This is a genomic window from Nocardioides asiaticus, from assembly GCF_040049175.1.
Classification (GTDB): domain Bacteria; phylum Actinomycetota; class Actinomycetes; order Propionibacteriales; family Nocardioidaceae; genus Nocardioides; species Nocardioides cheoyonin.
Window position 1 is genome coordinate 489904 of sequence record NZ_JBDZDM010000003.1, and the last position, 16854, is coordinate 506757.

Consider the following 16854-nt stretch of genomic DNA (forward strand, 5'->3'; position numbering starts at 1 on the left):
GCGGGCGGAACGACCCCGTTGTCGCACCCAGAGTGCTGACTCGAACTCGCCGCTCGACGGCCTTGGCGGCGTTCCGCCCGCCACCCACGTCACAGCCGCCACGGAGATGGCTTCTTGTTCGGCATTCGCCTACGAGCCCCGCGGCGTGATGCCCGGGATGTCGTCCTCGTAGTCCCGCTCCACCTCGCGCGCGATTCCCGGCGGGATGTGCGGGGTCGGCCCGGTCAGGTGCTCCTCGGGGACGTCCTCGGTCGGTCCGTCCGCGTCGGCAGGCTCGGTCCCGGCGGCGGACTCCGTGGGGGCCGCGGCGGGCGCCTCGTCGGGCGCCGTCGGCGCCGGAGCCTCCGGAGCCTCCGGAGCCGCCGCGGCGGCCTCGGTGGGAGGAGGCACGGCCTCCTCGGGCGGCCTGGCCATGCCGGGCACCGGCTCGGTGGTCGGCCTGCGGTCGAGCGCACGCCCGACCACGCTCCCGACCAGGGTGAAGGATCCCCTCACCACCTGGGCGGCGGTGCGCCGCGGACGGCGCAGGGCCCGGATCGCGGCTCCCGGCAGCTGGCGCAGCCGGTCCGGATCGAGGGGCAGTTTCGGCATCGTCGTCGCTCCCTTCGTAGCAGACGCTTGTCCCGTACCCCCACCCTGCCGTGTGCACGCCCGTCGTGCCACCGGCTAGCCGGCGGCCGCCGACTGTCGCCGGATCAGCCGACGAGCGAGGCGCCGGCGGACGGCTCGACGAGCAGGTGGCCAGGGGAGCGGTAGCCGGCGGCGGAGAAGGCATGGTCGATGGCGCGTACGACGTCGTCGACGGCCGCCGTCGGGAGGACGGCCACGATCGACCCGCCGAAGCCCCCGCCGGTCATCCGGGCGGCGTCGGCGCCGGAGGCGACCGCGGTCGAGACCGCCAGGTCCAGCTCGGGGGTGGAGATCTCGAAGTCGTCGCGCATCGAGGCGTGCGAGGCGGCGAAGAGCTCGCCGAGCGCCGGCCAGTCGGCGGCGCCGAGGGCGTCCACGGCCGGTCGCACCCGGGCGATCTCGGTGACGATGTGCCGGGCGCGGCGGCGTACGACGTCGTCGGTGAGCGCCTCGACGGCCTCGAGGGTGGCGTCACGGAGGGTGCGTACGCCGAGCGCGGCGGCCGCCTTCTCGCAGTCGGCCCGCCGCGCGCCGTAGCCGCCGTCGGTCAGGGCGTGCTTGACCCGGGTGTCGGTGACGAGGATGGTGCGGTCGCGGAGCGCGAGCGCGACCGGCTCGTGGGTGCCGACGCCGAAGTCGATGAGGAGGGCGGTGCCGGCCTGCCCGTGGATCGCGACGGTCTGGTCCATGCCGCCGGTCGGGGCGTCGGCGACCTCGGTCTCGGCGCGGATGCAGGCCGCGACGAGACCGGCGCGCAGCGGGTCGTCGAGGTCGAGCCCGAGGATGCCGACGGCCGCCATCGCGACGGCGCACTCGATCGCGGCCGAGCTCGACAGCCCGGCACCGAGGGGCACCGAGCTGTCGACGTACAGGTCGAGGCCGGGGAGGTCGTGGCCCGCCTCGCGCAGCGCCCACAGCACCCCGCCGGCGTACGCCGACCAGCCGCGGGCCTCTCCGGGACCGAGGTGATCCACGATGCCGGTGAACGGGTCGGGCTCCTGCGCACTGGCGAGGCGTACGACGCCGTCGGACCGCGGCGCGGCCGCGGCGTAGGTGGCGTGGGGGAGCGCGACGGGGAGGACGAGACCCCCGTTGTAGTCGGTGTGCTCCCCGATCAGGTTGACCCGGCCGGGGGCGCGGCCGACGACGGCGGCCTCGGACCCGAAGGTGTCGCGGAGGCCGGCGCGGGCGCGCTCGGCCAGCTCGGCGGCGCTGCCGGGGGCGAGGAGGACCATGGCGACCACCCTAGGGTCCCGCGGCGGGGCCGGGCGGAGCAGGCCTAGGGGAAGCGGCAGACCGCGGGTGAGCGCACAGGTCGGGCGGCCCGGCTCAGCGGCGCGAGGAGTTCGGCGTACGCCCCCGGACGACACCGACGAACGCCTGGGTCTGCTCGTCGTCGCGCTCGACGAGCCAGGCCAGCGCGACCGTGGTCGGCTCGAGGCCGACGACCGGGCGGTAGGTGACGTCCTTGCGGTGGTGGAGCCGGGCGACCGACATGGGCACGATGGCGACGCCGGTGCCGGCGGCGACCACCTCGATGGCCTCCTTCTCGCTCATCGGCGGCCAGTCCAGCTGCTCGACGGAGGGCCGCCAGCCGGACCGCTCGGGCAGGACGAGCTGCTCCGCGTCGAGCTCCTCGAGGGTGACCTCGTCGAGGAGGGTGAGCAGGTGCTCCCTGCCCATGACCGCGACCGGGACCTCCTCGTAGAGCGGGATCAGGTGCAGCCCCTCGCGCTCGACCGGGAGCCTCACGAGGCACAGGTCGATCTCGCCCGCGCGCAGGAGCTGCTCCTGTTCGGCCTCGGTGACCGGGACGAGCTCGAGCGGCGTCCGGCTCCGCTCCCGCCAGCTCCGGGCCCACTTGTCCGGCGTCGCGCCGCTGACGAAGCCGAGCCGAAGGGGCGCGAGGGGCCGGCGGTCGGGCGTACGGCGATCGTCGGGCATGCCGACACGGTAGAGCAGTGTCAGGCGGCCTTGACCAGCGCGGCAGCGAGGTGTGCCACCTCGCCGCGGCGGGCGAGCCGGGCGAGACGGTCGGGGTCGGTCGGGAGGTCGAGCCGACCGGCGGCCTTCAGGGCGCGCTGGTCGAAGACGGGCCCGACCGGCCAGAGATCCTGCACCTCGCGCACGAAGATGTCCGCCCCGGTCGGACCGATCCGGGGGAACCCGGCGACGGCGTTGCGCAGGTCGTCGAGGTCGTCCGGGCCGGCGTGGGGCAGCCGGCGGAGGTCGCCGGCGTACTCCTCCATGACGCAGCGCGCGCTCTCCTCGAGCTTCGTGGACGTGCTCTCGTCGTACCTCCGGTAGCCGCCCCGACCGAGCGCGTCGACGCGCTGCTGCCAGGTCGCGCCGGCCATCTTCTCCGGCGTACGCCACCCGGCGGCGAAGAGCTCGCGTGCGGTGGCGACGGCGATGTCGGCCGAGATCCGGGCGGATGCGAGGGTCGTGAGGACGAGCAGCTGGTAGAGCGGCGCCGGCTTGTCCCGCAGGGTGATCCCCGCGTCCTGGGCGTACGTCGTGCCGTGCTCCCGCAACAGCTCCTCGACCTGCTGCTTCTGGGTGGTCATGCCCTTCCGGTTCCCCGTCGGAGCGGTCGAGTCACCCGCTCAGCCGGTGGCGCCGAACTGCTCCATCCGGATCGACCGGGTGAGCATGCCGACCTCCTGCAGCAGCCGGACGGCGTACGACGTGAAGCCGACCGACCCGCACACGTAGCCGCGCTCCGCGCCGTCGGCGAGCGGACCGAGCTCGTCGGGGTAGGGCGGCGCCGCGACCCTGCCGTCGAGGTTCTCCCGGGTCAGGGCGACGAACGCACCGGCGTCGAGGAGCTCGCGCGCGTAGGGGAGCGTCTCGAGGGTCCGGCCCACCGCGCACACCCGGAGCCGGTCGGCGAGGCCGAGGCGGCGGGCGTGGCGGAGCATGGCGACGAGGGGTACGACGCCGGTGCCGCCGCCCAGGCACACCGCAGTCACGTCGCCCCGCCAGGCGAACCAGCCGCCGATCGGCCCGCGGACCTCGAAGAGGTCGCCGACCCGCGCCTCGTCGTGGAGGAACGCGGAGACCTCCCCGCCGGGGAGGCACTCGACCATCATCTCGAGCAGCGGGTCGGCGGGGTCGGAGGCGATCGAGTAGGCGCGCGAGGCGGTGTAGCCGTCCTCGGCGCGCAGCCGGATCACGTAGTGCTGACCGGGCAGGTGGTCGACCCGGTCCTCGACGTCGAGGCGCAGCCTGACCAGCCGGTCTCCGAGCCGCTCGACCTCCGCGAGCCGGCCGACGCTCCAGCCGCCGACCGGCGCGGGCGTCTCGACGCCGTCGCCCAGCGGCTCCCCGAGCGTCATGGGTCGCCCTGGTAGCGCTGCTCGAGCCAGGGGTCGCCGCGGTCGTGGTAGCCGTTCTGCTCCCAGAAGCCCGGCCGGTCCGTCGCGAGCAGCTCGAGCCGGGTGACCCACTTGGCCGACTTCCAGAAGTAGAGATGGGGGACGAGCAGCCTGAGCGGGCCGCCGTGGTCGGGGGAGAGCGGCTCGCCGGCGTACGACCACACCAGCCAGGCCTTCCCGCCCGTGACGTCCTCGAGCGGGAGGTTCGTGGTGTATCCCGTCGTCGAGTGCGTCATCAGGTGGCGCGCCTCGGGCCGCGGTCGCGCGGCGCCGAGCAGCTCGTCGACGCTCACCCCGGTGAAGGCGACGCCCAGCTTGGACCACGTGGTGACGCAGTGGATGTCGCCGGCGTACGTCGTCTCGGGGAGGCGGTGCAGGTCGTCCCACGCCCAGGTGCGGGGCTCCTCGACCAGGCCGTCGACGGTCACGGTGTGCTTCTGCGGCACCAGGTACGGGGTGACCTCGGCGGTGAGGACCGGCCAGTCGGTGCCGACGTCGTACTGACCCGGCGGGAGCCGGCCCCGGTGGCCGCGGTCACGGCGCCCGGTGAAGCCACGGGTGATCACCACGCGATCCACCGTAGCGGGCACCCGAGCGCGTCGCCGGAAGTAAAAAGAGTATGTGGGAACCGTGACCCGCGAACGTGACCGTCGTTGCGACGGGCGTGACCCTGCGCCCTCCCGGTGGCGCGGGTCCGCGGCGGGCGACGGCGATGGGGCGCCGGTCCGCCGAGCCGGTGCCGGTGGCGGACGTGGCTGGGGGGCCTTACTGTCACCGGCATCGGCCCCTGCCGATCGGCGCCGCCGACCGTTCAGTGCATGCCCGACTCGTGCGCGACGTGCGCGGCAGGCTCGAGCTGGAAGGTGGAGTGCTCGAGGTCGAAGTGGCCCTGGAGACAGGCCTGGACCTTGTCGAGCAGCTGGGGCGCGTAGCCGTTGAGGAAGCACGAGTCGTCGACGGTGAGGTGGGCCGAGAGGGTCGGAAGGTCCGAGGTCACCGTCCAGACGTGGAGGTCGTGGACGTCGACGACGTGGTCCACCTCGAGCAGGTGCCGCCGGATCTCCGCGAGGTCGACGTCGTCGGGCGCGCGCTCGAGCAGGATGCGGCCGGAGTCGCGGAGCAGCCGGCCGCCGGCGTACGCCATCAGGGCGACGACGACCAGCGAGGCGACCGCGTCGGCGCGCGTCCAGCCGGTGAGCAGGATGACGACGGCGGCGACGGCGGTGCCGAGGAAGCCGTAGAGATCGGTCAGGACGTGCTGGTAGGCGCCCTCGACGTTGAGGCTCGACCGGTTGGCGCGGGCGAGCAGCCAGGCAGCGGCGATGTTGACGGCGCACCCGACGAGGGCGACGGCGAGGACCGGGCCGCCGTCGACGTGCGGGCTGCCGAGCAGCCGCCGGATCGCCTCGACCAGCACGATGCCGCCCACCACGAGGAGGGTGATCCCGTTGACGGCGGCGGAGAGGATCTCGGCGCGCTTCCAGCCGTACGTGAACGGGCCGGTCGCTGGGCGAGCGGCGAGGTGCGCCGCCCAGAGAGCACCGGCGAGAGCGCCCACGTCGGCGAGCATGTGGCCGGCGTCGGCGAGGAGCGCCAGCGAGCCGGCGAGGACGGCGACGACGACCTCGGCGGCCATGAACGTCGCCAGCAGCGTGAGCGCACCGGCGATGTAGCGGCGGTCGGCGTCGTCGGCGACGCCGTGCGCGTGGTCGTCGTGACCGGCGGCGAGGCGTACGCCGTCGCGGTCCTCGGGGTCGGGCGGACCCGTGCACAGTCCCGGCCCGACGAGACGCTCGCCCATGCCCCCGATGCTAGTGCGATCCGGGGTCCACGCGTGCCACGGCCGCGGGCAGAAGGTCCCGCCGTGGCCCTGTCCGGGGGCCCTGTGGACGGCCAACCACGCAGCGGAGGCTGGGAGGGAGGCAGGAAAGGGATGAGGGCGATGACGAGTCGGGAGCAGATCCTCGTAGGCGTGGACGGAGGCCCGGGTGGGGCGGCGGCGGTGCGGTACGCGATCGAGGAGGCGGAGCGCCATCACCGGGACCTCCGGCTGGTGCACGTGGCGCCGTGGTACTCGCCGGCGCCGATGTTCAGCCTCGTCCCCACCGAGCTCGAGGCGATCGGGCGACGGATCCTGTCCGACGCGGCGGCCGAGCCGCGCCGCCGGCTGGGGACCGAGCGGGTCACGACGTCGCTGATGACGGGCAGCCGGGTCGGCTGCAGCGTGCAGGCGGCGACCCACGCCGTCCTCGTCGTGCTCGGCAACGACCGGCCCTCGCTGGTCGACCGGGTGCTCACCGGCGCGATGCTGAGCGGCCTCGCCGCCCGTTCGACGCACCCCGTGGTCGCGGTGCCGAACTCGTGGACCCGCGACCGGCCGCGCAACCGCGTGGTCGTCGGGGTCAAGAACCCCGACCAGGCGACCGAGCAGCTCCGCCGCGCGCTGGCGATCGCCGGCGACCGCGGCGCCGAGCTGCAGGTGGTGCACGCCTGGGAGCTCCCGGGGGCGTACGACGACATCATCGCCGACCGGACCACGCAGGCGGCCATGAACCAGCAGGTCCGCGACCGGCTGCGTGCCGTGGTCGACCAGCTGGTGCCCGGCCAGCCGGTGCCGTCCGTCGACATCCGCATCGAGCACGGCCAGCCCGCCCGGGTGCTGCAGCGCGCGACCGCCCGCGCGGACCTGCTCCTCCTCGAGCGGCGGCCGCACGCGTTCCCGCTCGGCCACCTCGGCGCGACCGGCCGCGCGCTGCTGCGCGAGGGGCTCTGCCCGGTCGAGGTCCTGCCGCCGTCGCGCGACCCGTGGAAGGAGGAGAGCCTCGTGCTCGAGTCCGCGGGCGTCTTCCATGCGGAGGAGGAGCAGCCGCTATGACCGGGGAGTCGGGGGTCGTCGTACCGCTCGTGGAGGGCGTGCCCCCGGACGCGGCGGTCGCCTACGCGGAGGCCGAGGCGGGCCGGCGTGGGTGCGCGCTCCAGCAGGTGCCCGTGCGCCGGCCGATCCCGCGCTTCCTCGGCGGGAGCCTGGTCGGCCGGCTCGTCGCGCTGAGCCGCCGCGCCGCGGTGTTGGTCGTGCCCGCCGAGCTGCCCGGGGCCGACGCGGTGACGGCGCGAGCCCTCTCGCCGGTCGTGACCGTTCCGGCCGGCTGGAGCGACCGCCAGCCGGCGGAGGACGACGTCCCGGTGGTCGTCGTGGGCGTCCGCGACATCGCGGACTCGGCCGACCTGCTGGGGACCGCGTTCGACGCCGCCCGCGGGCTCGGCGCGGTGCTGCACGCCGTCCACGTCTGGGAGGCCGGGGTCACCATGCCACCGCGGCCCCCGGGCGCGATGGACGGCGCCCACCGCGACCTGGAGCGGCTCGTCGCCGACGTGGCCGCGGAGCACCCCGGCGTGCCGTACGCCGCGATGGTCCTCCCGGGCGTGCCGGCGGCGGTGCTGCGGAGTACGTCCGAGGGCGCCGACCTGCTCGTCGTGGGCCGGCTGCGGGCGCGTACGCCGGCCGGCTCGCTGCTCGGCAGCACCGCGCGGGCGATGCTCGCCGGGTCCGCGATCCCCGTCATGGTGGTCCACGTGACCAGGACGTTCGCGCCGTGGCCGGACGGGCCGGCGTACGACGTGCCCGGGACCAAGGCCAGTGTTGCCGCCGGTCGCTCGGGTCTAGGGTGAGGCCGTGTCCATCCCCAGCGCCGGCGATGCCTCGCCGATCACGGTCTACCTGCTGGACGACCACGAGATCGTGCGGCGGGGGATCAGGGACCTTCTCGAGGCCGAGGGCGACATCGTCGTGGTCGGGGAGTCCGGCCTGGCCGAGGAGGCCGCGCGCCGGATCCCCGCGCTGCGCCCCGACGTCGCCATCCTCGACGGGAAGCTCCCGGACGGGTCGGGCATCGACGTGTGCCGCGAGATCCGCTCGCGCGACCCGGAGATCGCGGCGCTCATCCTGACCTCGTTCGACGACGACGACGCGCTCTTCTCGGCGATCATGGCCGGTGCCGCGGGCTACGTCCTCAAGCAGGTCCGCGGCAACGACTTCATCGCCACGGTGCGCCAGGTCGCGGCCGGCAACTCCACCCTCGACCCGGCGGTGACGGCCCAGGTGCTCGAGCGGATCCGTGGTGGCTCGCCGCAGGACCCGCTGCTGCAGCACCTGACCGCGCAGGAGCGGCGCATCCTCGAGCTGATCGGCGAGGGCCTCACCAACCGGCAGATCGCACGCTCGCTCGGCCTCGCCGAGAAGACGGTCAAGAACTACGTCTCCTCCGTGCTCGCCAAGCTCGGCGTGGAGAGCCGGACGCAGGCGGCGATCTTCGCCACCAAGCACCTCGGGACGTGAGACGTGGGTCTCCTCGGTTCGGCCCTCGCGTTCCCCGCGCGTTGCTAGGGTGACGCCATCGCCTGGGGAGGCGAAGGGGAGCGACGGGTATGAATGACGCGGTCGACGCGCCGTACGGCGAGCACCGGTGGCAACTGCTGCTCGACGCCGTCGTCACGCTCGCCGCGGACCTGACGCTCGACGAGCTCCTCGCCCGGATCACGCGCGTGGCGGCCGACCTGGCGGAGGCGCGCTACTCCGCGCTCGGCGTGCTGGGCAATGACCGCCGCCAGCGCCTGCGCACCTTCATCACCCACGGGCTCAGCGGCGAGCAGATCGCCGATATCGGCCCGCCGCCGGAGGGCCACGGGATCCTCGGGCTCATCATCGACCACCCCGAGCCGCTGCGGCTCGACGAGATCTCGACCCACACGGCGTCGTACGGCTTCCCGGCGAACCACCCGCCGATGACCTCGTTCCTCGGCGTGCCGATCCTGACCCGAGGCAAGGTCTTCGGCAACCTCTACCTCACCGACAAGCTCGACGGCGCCTCGTTCACCGAGGAGGACGAGCGGATCGTCATCGCGCTCGCCGCCGCGGCCGGCGTCGCGATCGAGAACGCCCAGCTCCACGAGGAGGCCGTACGCCGCGAGCGTTGGCTCCAGGCGACCGCCGAGATCATCGCCAAGCTGGTCTCCGGCGACAGCGGCCACCACGCGCTGCAGCTGGTCGCCGACCGTGCCCGTGCGCTCGCCGACGCCGACATGGCCTGGGTCGTGCTCGGGAAGGAGCCCGACAACCTCCGGCTCAGCGTCGTCTCGGGCTTCGACGTCGACCCGTCCGCGCTCGAGACGGTGCAGCTCCAGCACTCGATCTCCGCGAAGGTCGCGGCCACGGGGACCGTCCTGACGGTCGAGGACCTCGCCGCCGACCCGGACTCGGCGCCGGTCGCCCACCAGGCTGGCTGGCCCGTCATCGGCCCGGCCATCATGGTCCCGCTCTCGGGCGGCGACGGCACCGAGGGCATCGTCGCGCTCGGCTGGACGCCCGCGCGCCGTGAGCTGTTCCACGACCTCGACCTGGCGATGGTCACCAACTTCGCCGAGCAGGCGGCACTGGCGTTGCGGATCGCGCGCAGCGCCCGCGACCGGCAGCGGCTCGGGCTCTTCGAGGAGCGCGACCGGATCGGCCGCGACCTCCACGACGTCGTCATCCAGCGGCTCTTCGCGATCGGGCTGAGCCTGCAGGGCGCGCTGCGCTCGGGCGACGCCGCGATCATCCAGCGGGCCAGCGACCGGGCCGTGGACGACATCGACGAGACGATCCGCGACATCCGCCGCACGATCTTCGAGCTCGGCACGCCCGAGCAGGCGGACGACGTCCAGAGCTCGGTCACCCGTGTCGTCGAGCGGGCGGCGAGCGCACTGAAGTTCCGCCCGTCGGTGAGATTCGAGGGACCTGTCCGCACCGAGGTCGAGCCGGCGCTGGTCCCTCACCTCATCGCGGCGCTCAGCGAGATGCTCTCCAACGTCGCCCGGCACGCCGACGCCACCCGCGTCACGGTGCTGCTGCGCGCCGGCGACGGGGTCCTGCTCCGCGTCACCGACGACGGCTGCGGCGTCCCCGACGACGTCGTCGAGAGCGGCCTCGCGAACCTAAAGGAGCGCGCCCGCCAGCTGGGCGGCCGATGCACGGTGACGCCGGCCCAGCCGACCGGCACCGTCGTGGAGTGGTCCGTGCCCGTCGTACCCGCTGGCAAGGTCGTGCCCCCACCGCGCCGCTCGGGAGAGCTCGCCCCCGGCGAGACCTCCACCGGGCGCTAGGAAGAACACCGCCGGCGCCGAGGCGACGCGCCACCCGCGCGACCAGAGGCCGACAGCCGTCCCCGCGGCCGCGCCGCGGAGCCCCGCGCGCCGGCTGAGCCGGGTCTCGTACGTCGCCAGGGCCGGTCCGTCCTCCCGGCCCGTCGGCAGCGTCGTGAGCCAGCGGCGCAGCTCGGCGGGACGCTGCGACGCCAGCGCGATCGCGGAGGAGCCCACCACGAGCAGCTCGATCTGGCTCCAGTCGATGTCCGGGCGCGGCTGGGTCATCGACACCCGCAGCCCCTCCTCGCGGAGGCCGGTCGCGACCGCCGCGGCCACCCGCGCCACCGGACCGACCGGTTGCTCGTGGACCACCACCAGCGCCCGTCGTACCTTCTCCGTCGCGTCGTCGACCATGGCCGGGACCCCCTCCCAGTAGTCCGGTCCACCCCAGCGTGTACGCCCCGCACGGGCTAGTGCAGGGCCCTTCGGGTCCACCCGCGAAGGGCCGAAAGTCCCGGGCGCGGGACGGCGCGGATGACGTATCCGACGGCGCCACACCGGTGTGCCACCCCGATTCGATTCGCGGCCGCCTCGCTGCTAACGTTCTCTTCGCACTCGCGCGGGTGGCGGAATAGGCAGACGCGCTAGCTTGAGGTGCTAGTCCTCGTATTAGAGGGTGGGGGTTCAAGTCCCCCCTCGCGCACGCGAGTGAAAGCGGCCCTGACCATGAGAAACATGGTCAGGGCCGCTTCCGATTTCGAGCGTGCCTCAGACGAGGGTGGACTCCAGTGTCTCGGGGGCGAACAGCTCCTCCGCGGTGACCGGCCGGGCGGCGATGCCCTGGTCGAGCGCGTAGCCGAGGAAGGTGTCGAGGACGTGCCGGTTCGGCTCCAGGCCGTACGCCCAGAAGTCGGGTCCCATCAGCTCGCGGGTGGCGTCGGCCTCGTCGAGGAACCAGGGGAGCATGACCCGCAGTGCGGCGGTCTCCTCGAAGTTCTCCTCGGCGAGGCGCTTGGCCTCCGCAAACGCGTCGTACAGCGAGCGGGCGAGCCAGCGGTTCCGCTCGTAGACGTCGCGACGCAGGACGACCACGTGCATCGTCGGGAAGATGCGGGTACGCCGGAAGTACTCGGCCTCGGCCGCGCGGGAGTCCGCGAACAGCCGCCTGATCGGTGCGTCCGGGCCGCCGAAGCCGCGCGGCGCCCTCGGGGAGTAGATCGCGTCGATCTCGCCCTCGGCGAGCATGGCCGAGAGCGTCTGGTCGGCGTCGATCGGAGAGAGCCGGATCTGCGACGGCAGCTCCACCTTGAGCTTCTCGGGCCGGCCGGGGTCGAGGAGGCCGCCGGTCCGGTAGGACACGGCGTCGACCGGGAGGTCGTACTCGTCGGCGAGGATGCCCCGGATCCAGACGTTGGCCGTCAGCTGCCACTCGGCGATGCCGACGGTGCCGCCGGCGAGCTGCTTCGGCTCCGTGACCGGCGAGTCGGCGCGCACGTAGATGCCGCTGTGCCGGAAGAAGCGTGAGGGGAAGACCGGGATCGCGACGAACGGCGGATCCTCGCGGGTCAGGCCGAGGACGTAGCTCGACAGCGACATCTCGGCGGCGTCGAACTCCCTGAACCGGGCCATCCGGAAGAAGGTCTCCTCGACCTGCTGCGGCAGGTAGGTGAGGTCGACGCCGGCCGGTACGACGCGCCCGTCGCGCAGGGCCTCGGTCCGGTCATAGCGCTCGCAGGCGAGGGTGATGGGTACGGACAACGGTGCCCTCACTTCGCGAGCCAGGGCCCGACGAGGGCGTTGAACTGCTCGGGCTGCTCGAACATCGGCCAGTGCCCGGCGTCGGTGATCATCTCGAAGGAGGCGTTCGGGATGATGTCGGCGGCGCGCTTGCCGACCTCCCAGGGAGTGGTCGGGTTGTGGTCCGACCAGACGATCAGGGTCTCGTGGGGGAGCGCGGCGAGGTCGGCCTCGGTCAACATGTACGGACGGCCGGCGGCGCCGGGGGCCTGCTCGACGAGCTTCGGCATCGCCTCGCGCGAGTCGGGGAGCGTGTAGATCCGGTAGCGGGTCTCGACCAGCTCGTCGGTGACCGTCTCCGGCTTGTACATCAGCCACTCGAGCCGCTTGCGCACCGTGGCGAGGTCGGGCTCGTCGAGCGCCTTCTTGGTGACCGTGGAGACGGCGCTGCCGACGTTCGCGGCCTCCTGGGCGCGGGCCTCGTCGTCGAGCAGGATCCCGGCCCCCGTGACGTGGACGAGCTTGCCGACCCGCTCGGGGTGGGTCTTGGCGGTGTACAGGGCGACCCACCCGCCGAGCGACTGTCCGACCAGGTCGGCCTTCTCGGCGCCGATCGCGTCGAGGAAGGCGACGACGTGCTCGGCGAAGGTCGGCGCCACGTAGTCGACGTCGAGCGGCTTGTCGGAGAAGCCGTGCCCGATCAGGTCGATCGCGTGCACGTGCAGTCCCTTGTCGGCGAGGGCGAGGACGTTGCGCGTCCACCCCTCGACGTGGCCGGTGATCCCGGAGAGCAGCACCACGTGGTGGTCACCTGCGCCGGCCTCGAGGGCACGGGTGCGCCACGGCCCCGCCTGGTGGTAACGGATCTCGGCGCCGAGCGCATCGGTCCACAGCGACATGTCATGCCTTCCTTGTTGGGTGACGGAGGGTCCGGGCGTGGGTGTAGAGGTCGGGCCACGCGATCCCAGCGGCGCCCAGGATGTTCCACATGACCATCGGGTTGAGCCCGAGACCGACCAAGCGCTCGGCGTCGAGGTCGAGGACGGCCTCGCGCTCGGTCTCGGTGAGGTCATAGGCGGCCAGGAACGAGACCGGGTCGGCGACGAAGGACTCCTTCGTGCCGGGAACGCGGTCCAGATCGCGGGCCAGCTGTCCGAGGGCGACCAGGCTCATGTCAGGCCACCTCCAGCTCGACGATGCCGATCCCGGTCACCCACGTGTACATGGGCGCGTAGGCCAGCGCGCGGCCCTTGCCGCCGGCGCAGGCCGCGGCGAGCAGCCAGGTGCGGATCTCGAGCGCACCGTTGCCGGCCTCCTCGAGGATCTCGTCGTCGGTCATGGCGGCGATGGCGTCGAGGTCGCCGGACTCGAACCAGCCGAGCACGCGCCTGTCCCACTCCTCGTTGAGCTCGCCCATGCGGGGGACGGCGACCCAGTGGGAGAGCGCACCGAGGCCGAGCACCGCGACCCGCACGTCGCCGGGCAGGTCCTCGATCGCCTGCCGCAGGGCGACGCCGAGCTTCCGGCAGCGGGTGAGCGTCGGGAGCGGGGGAGTGTTGCAGCCGACGAAGAGCGGCACGATGTGGCGCTCTCCGAGCTTGAGGCGCATGGCGGGCACGAGGAAGCCGTGGTCGAGCGGCATCTCGTGCGCGATCGCGACGTCGAACTCGGACGCGACCAGGGACGCGTGCAGGGCCTGGGCCACCTGAGGGTCGCCCGCGACCGACTCGGTCGGGAGGCCGTGCTCCCGGATCGCGGGGTGGGTCACTGCGGAGCCGATGCAGAACACCGGGAGGTTCTCCATCCCGAAGGCCTCCTGGTGGTCCGGCGCCACGAGGATGACCACATCGGGGTCGGCGGCGGCCAGATCGGCCGCCATGGTGTCCCAGGCGGCGTGGAGCGCGGGAGTGTGCTCGGGCTGGGCGTCGGGGTCGCGGATGATGCCACTGACGTGCGACGTCGTGCCGGCGAAGACTAAGGAACCCATGTCTCGCAACGTGCCATGTGACCCCGCTCACTGTCAAGTGAAACAACAGGGCGTTGCGTGAATGTCGCTCCGCTACCCTTGGGTCATGAGCCTGCGGAGCGCCCAGAAGCAGATGACCCGAGACCTGCTGCTGCGCTCCGCCATGGACCTCTTCCGTGAGAAGGGGTACGTCGGCACGACTGTTGACGACATCGCCGGTCGCGCCGGCGCCAACCGGGCGACCTTCTACCTGCACTTCTCCTCGAAGGCCGAGCTGGTCGCGGCGCTGATCGGAGAGGTCAACGACCTCGTGGTCACCACCGACAAGCCGTCGCTGACCGAGGTCGTCGCCTCCGGCGAGCGCGGCAAGATCGAGGCCTTCTTCGCCCGTCGCTTCGACCAGTGGCCCGAGATGATGCCGTACGTCATGGTCGCCAACCAGGCTGCAGACGTGGAGCCGGGTATCCAGGAGATGGTGGACGGCTGGCACGAGAGCGCGATCTCGGAGATCACCGACGGGCTGCGGATCGCCGAGCGGTTCGCGCCGGAGACCCGCCGCGCCCGGGCTCTGGCCGCGTTCGGCCAGCTGGAGTACTACTCCCGCCGGTGGGCGCACGTCGGCGGGTGGACGAACCTGGTCACCCGCCAGACCGCGCTCCACGTCCTGACCGACGCCTGGTACTCCCTGCTCGTCGGCTGACCGCCGGCGCTCTCCCCGGCCGGGGCCCGCCTGCCCGCCCGCCCCGGCTCGTGTCGTCGCCACTCGCCGTCGTACGGCCGCTGGATGCCGTCTCCATGCGGCGCGCCATTTCGTCGAGATGATTGACACTGTGTCGAGTGACTCTGCATGATGTGGGTCACATCCCGTGATCGCAGTCACAACCGACAACCGTGGAGGCCCACTCGTGAGCTATTACGTCGGTATCGACATCGGCGGTACTTTCACCGATGCCGTTCTCCTGGACGACGCGGGCGTGGCGCGCCTGCTCAAGACCCCGACGACGCTGGACGATCCGGCGCGCGGGGTGAACAACGCGCTCGCCCTGGCCGAGAAGGAGCTCGACCTCGCCGAGGGATCGTTGCTCGCCGAGGTGTCGTACTTCGGCCTCGGCACCACCGTGGCGACCAACGCCCTGATCGAGCGCAAGGGCGTGCGCACCGGCGTGATCACCACCCGCGGCTTCCGCGACACCCTCCTGATCCAACGGGGGATGGGGCACTGGGCGGGCAAGGATCTGCACGAGATCGTCCGCTTCTCCCAGCGTCGCCTGCCCGAGCCGATCGTTCCCCGCCACCTGATCGAGGAGGTCATCGAGCGGGTCGACTACAAGGGCGCCGTGATCACTCCGCTGGACGAGGACGACGTACGCCGCGCCGTCCGGGCGCTGCTGGAGGACGGTGTCCAGGCGATCGCGGTCGTCCTGCTGTGGTCCTTCCGGAACCCTGCCCACGAGCAGCGGGTCGCCGAGATCGTGCGCGAGATGGCACCCGACGTCTATCTGTCGGTCTCCAGCGACCTGGCGCCGGTGCTGGGGGAGTACGAGCGCACCTCCACGACCGCGATGAATGCCTACCTCGGCCCGCATGTACGCCGCTACATGGAGAGCCTGCAGGGCTCCCTGCGCGGTCGTGGCATGACCGGCACCCTGCGCATCCTCGACTCCGGCGGCGGCGTCATCACGCCGGAGCGGTGCGGCGAGACAGCCGTCTCGATCCTCACCTCCGGGCCAACCGGTGGCGTGCTCGCCAGCGCGAAGCTCGCCGAACAGCTCGGTACGCCGAACGTGCTCACCACCGACATGGGGGGGACCTCCTTCGACGTCGGCATGATCCTCGACTACGAGCCGGTGGTCTCGCCCAGCCAGCAGGTCAACGGCTACCACGTCCTCAAGCCGGCCGTGCAGGTCACCGCGATCGGCGCCGGCGGCGGGTCCATCGCCCAGGTCGTCAACGGGCAGCTCACCGTCGGCCCCGAGAGCGCCGGTTCCGTTCCCGGGCCGGCCTGCTACATGCGCGGCGGCACCCGTCCGACGGTCACCGATGCCGACGTCGTGCTCGGCATCATCGACCCCGAGTACTTCCTCGGCGGCACCTTCCCGCTGGACAAGGAGGCCGCCACCGCAGCGATCCGTGAGCACGTGGCCGAACCGCTCGGCATCAGCGTCGAGGACGCAGCCGCCGGCATCAAGCGCATCGCCGACCACATGATGGCCGACCTCCTCGACACCCTGACCGTCGGCAAGGGCCACGACCCACGCGACTTCGTCGTCTTCGCGTACGGCGGCGCCGGCGGCGCGCACTGCCACCGCTACGGCGCCGAGCTCGGCGTCCAGTCCGTGATCGTGCCCTCGACCGCCACCGTGCACTCGGCGTTCGGGGCGGTGATGAGCGACCTGCACGTCGCCACCGAGCTCTCCGACCCGATGCACTCGCCCAGCTGGGAGCAGGCACCGGAGGTGCTCGACGCCGCCCGGCTCAGCGCCAACTTCGAGCGTCTCGAGGAGCAGGCGCGCGAGCAGCTCGTCGAGTCCGGCGCCGCGCCCGACCGGGTCTTCGTCCATCGCTTCGCCGAGATCCGCTTCCGGATGCAGGCCAAGAGCCTCAGCGTCCCGGTGCCGGACGGCCGGCTCACCCCCGAGTCGATGGCGACGCTGCTCGCCGACTTCCTCGCCCTCTTCGAGGAGACCTACGGCCCCGAGGCGGTCTTCCTCGGCGCCGGCGTCGAGATCCCCTCGGTCCGGGTCCAGGCCCGCGGAGAGCTGACCAAGCCGCAGATCACCAGCGTCGTCAGCGGCGGGTCCGCCCTCGAGGGCCGGCTGCCGGAGTCGCGCAAGGTCTACTTCGGCCCCGACCACGGCTGGGTCGAGACGCAGGTGGTGAAGGGCGTCTCGCTGCACGCGGGCGACGTCGTCGACGGGCCTGCCGTCATCGAGCACCCCGGGACCACCGTCTTCATCGGGATCGGCCAGCAGGCCCGCATCGACCACCTCGACAACACCGTCATCACCAGCAAGGACGCCTGAC

At 72.8% G+C, this 16854-nt stretch carries 18 protein-coding genes and 1 tRNA gene; 8 read left to right on the plus strand and 11 right to left on the minus strand.

What is annotated here, in order from left to right; translation table 11 throughout:
- Nucleotides 1-129: 129 nt before the first annotated feature.
- The 7 genes from ABLE53_RS12910 to ABLE53_RS12940 form a co-directional block, all read right to left on the minus strand.
- Nucleotides 130-591 carry a hypothetical protein gene (locus ABLE53_RS12910; RefSeq protein WP_348859354.1) on the minus strand — a complete coding sequence of 154 codons (462 nt, stop codon included), beginning with the start codon at nucleotides 589-591 and terminating at the stop codon, nucleotides 130-132.
- Between the two features lie 104 nt (nucleotides 592-695).
- A complete protein-coding gene (galK, locus tag ABLE53_RS12915; protein ID WP_348859355.1) occupies nucleotides 696-1865 on the minus strand; it encodes a galactokinase in 1170 nt (389 codons plus the stop codon).
- Between the two features lie 94 nt (nucleotides 1866-1959).
- Nucleotides 1960-2574, minus strand: coding sequence for a LysR family substrate-binding domain-containing protein (locus ABLE53_RS12920; RefSeq protein ID WP_348859356.1), 615 nt, complete (start codon nucleotides 2572-2574; stop codon nucleotides 1960-1962).
- A gap of 20 nt (nucleotides 2575-2594) precedes the next feature.
- Complete coding sequence (locus ABLE53_RS12925; protein ID WP_348859357.1) at nucleotides 2595-3197, minus strand: endonuclease; 603 nt, start codon at nucleotides 3195-3197, stop codon at nucleotides 2595-2597.
- Nucleotides 3198-3236: 39 nt separating this feature from the next.
- Nucleotides 3237-3968 carry an FAD-binding oxidoreductase gene (locus ABLE53_RS12930; protein WP_348859358.1) on the minus strand — a complete coding sequence of 244 codons (732 nt, stop codon included), beginning with the start codon at nucleotides 3966-3968 and terminating at the stop codon, nucleotides 3237-3239.
- Nucleotides 3965-4576 carry a sulfite oxidase-like oxidoreductase gene (locus tag ABLE53_RS12935; protein ID WP_348859359.1) on the minus strand — a complete coding sequence of 204 codons (612 nt, stop codon included), beginning with the start codon at nucleotides 4574-4576 and terminating at the stop codon, nucleotides 3965-3967. The genes ABLE53_RS12930 and ABLE53_RS12935 overlap by 4 nt, the downstream gene beginning before the upstream one ends.
- 242 nt (nucleotides 4577-4818) lie before the next feature.
- Nucleotides 4819-5808, minus strand: a complete 990-nt coding sequence (locus ABLE53_RS12940) for a cation diffusion facilitator family transporter (protein WP_348859360.1) — start codon at nucleotides 5806-5808, stop codon at nucleotides 4819-4821.
- Between the two features lie 141 nt (nucleotides 5809-5949).
- On the opposite strand from ABLE53_RS12940, the gene ABLE53_RS12945 reads away from it, so the two are divergent.
- The 6 genes from ABLE53_RS12945 (at nucleotide 5950) to ABLE53_RS12970 (ending at nucleotide 10830) form a co-directional block, all read left to right on the plus strand.
- Nucleotides 5950-6882, plus strand: coding sequence for a universal stress protein (locus tag ABLE53_RS12945; RefSeq protein ID WP_348859361.1), 933 nt, complete (start codon nucleotides 5950-5952; stop codon nucleotides 6880-6882).
- The gene (locus tag ABLE53_RS12950) at nucleotides 6879-7676 is read left to right on the plus strand and encodes a universal stress protein (protein ID WP_348859362.1); all 798 of its coding nucleotides are present in this window, start codon (nucleotides 6879-6881) and stop codon (nucleotides 7674-7676) included. The genes ABLE53_RS12945 and ABLE53_RS12950 overlap by 4 nt, the downstream gene beginning before the upstream one ends.
- A 4-nt stretch (nucleotides 7677-7680) precedes the next feature.
- Nucleotides 7681-8343 (plus strand): response regulator, encoded by a 663-nt coding sequence (locus tag ABLE53_RS12955; protein ID WP_348859363.1) that lies wholly within the window; start codon nucleotides 7681-7683, stop codon nucleotides 8341-8343.
- A gap of 89 nt (nucleotides 8344-8432) precedes the next feature.
- Nucleotides 8433-10145, plus strand: coding sequence for a sensor histidine kinase (locus ABLE53_RS12960; protein ID WP_348859364.1), 1713 nt, complete (start codon nucleotides 8433-8435; stop codon nucleotides 10143-10145).
- Between the two features lie 154 nt (nucleotides 10146-10299).
- Complete coding sequence (locus tag ABLE53_RS12965; protein WP_348859365.1) at nucleotides 10300-10563, plus strand: hypothetical protein; 264 nt, start codon at nucleotides 10300-10302, stop codon at nucleotides 10561-10563.
- Between the two features lie 181 nt (nucleotides 10564-10744).
- A tRNA-Leu gene (locus ABLE53_RS12970) sits at nucleotides 10745-10830 on the plus strand.
- A gap of 65 nt (nucleotides 10831-10895) precedes the next feature.
- Here the strand turns inward: ABLE53_RS12970 and ABLE53_RS12975 are convergent.
- Genes ABLE53_RS12975 through ABLE53_RS12990 form a run of 4 tightly spaced genes read right to left on the minus strand, consistent with a single transcriptional unit; the run spans nucleotide 10896 to nucleotide 13851 of the window.
- On the minus strand, nucleotides 10896-11885 hold the full coding sequence (locus tag ABLE53_RS12975; protein WP_348859366.1) for an ABC transporter substrate-binding protein: 990 nt from the start codon (nucleotides 11883-11885) through the stop codon (nucleotides 10896-10898).
- An 8-nt stretch (nucleotides 11886-11893) separates the two neighbouring features.
- Nucleotides 11894-12763: an alpha/beta fold hydrolase gene (locus tag ABLE53_RS12980; protein ID WP_348859367.1), complete on the minus strand. Its 870-nt coding sequence runs from the start codon at nucleotides 12761-12763 to the stop codon at nucleotides 11894-11896.
- 1 nt (nucleotide 12764) lies between these two features.
- On the minus strand, nucleotides 12765-13037 hold the full coding sequence (locus tag ABLE53_RS12985; RefSeq protein WP_348859368.1) for a hypothetical protein: 273 nt from the start codon (nucleotides 13035-13037) through the stop codon (nucleotides 12765-12767).
- A gap of 1 nt (nucleotide 13038) precedes the next feature.
- Nucleotides 13039-13851 (minus strand): DODA-type extradiol aromatic ring-opening family dioxygenase, encoded by an 813-nt coding sequence (locus ABLE53_RS12990; protein ID WP_348859369.1) that lies wholly within the window; start codon nucleotides 13849-13851, stop codon nucleotides 13039-13041.
- Nucleotides 13852-13936: 85 nt separating this feature from the next.
- Between ABLE53_RS12990 and ABLE53_RS12995 the strand changes: the two genes are divergently transcribed.
- Together ABLE53_RS12995 and ABLE53_RS13000 are read left to right on the plus strand one after the other, a co-directional pair.
- Nucleotides 13937-14530 carry a TetR/AcrR family transcriptional regulator gene (locus ABLE53_RS12995; protein WP_348859370.1) on the plus strand — a complete coding sequence of 198 codons (594 nt, stop codon included), beginning with the start codon at nucleotides 13937-13939 and terminating at the stop codon, nucleotides 14528-14530.
- A gap of 205 nt (nucleotides 14531-14735) precedes the next feature.
- The gene (locus ABLE53_RS13000) at nucleotides 14736-16853 is read left to right on the plus strand and encodes a hydantoinase/oxoprolinase family protein (protein ID WP_348859371.1); all 2118 of its coding nucleotides are present in this window, start codon (nucleotides 14736-14738) and stop codon (nucleotides 16851-16853) included.
- Nucleotide 16854: the final 1 nt, after the last annotated feature.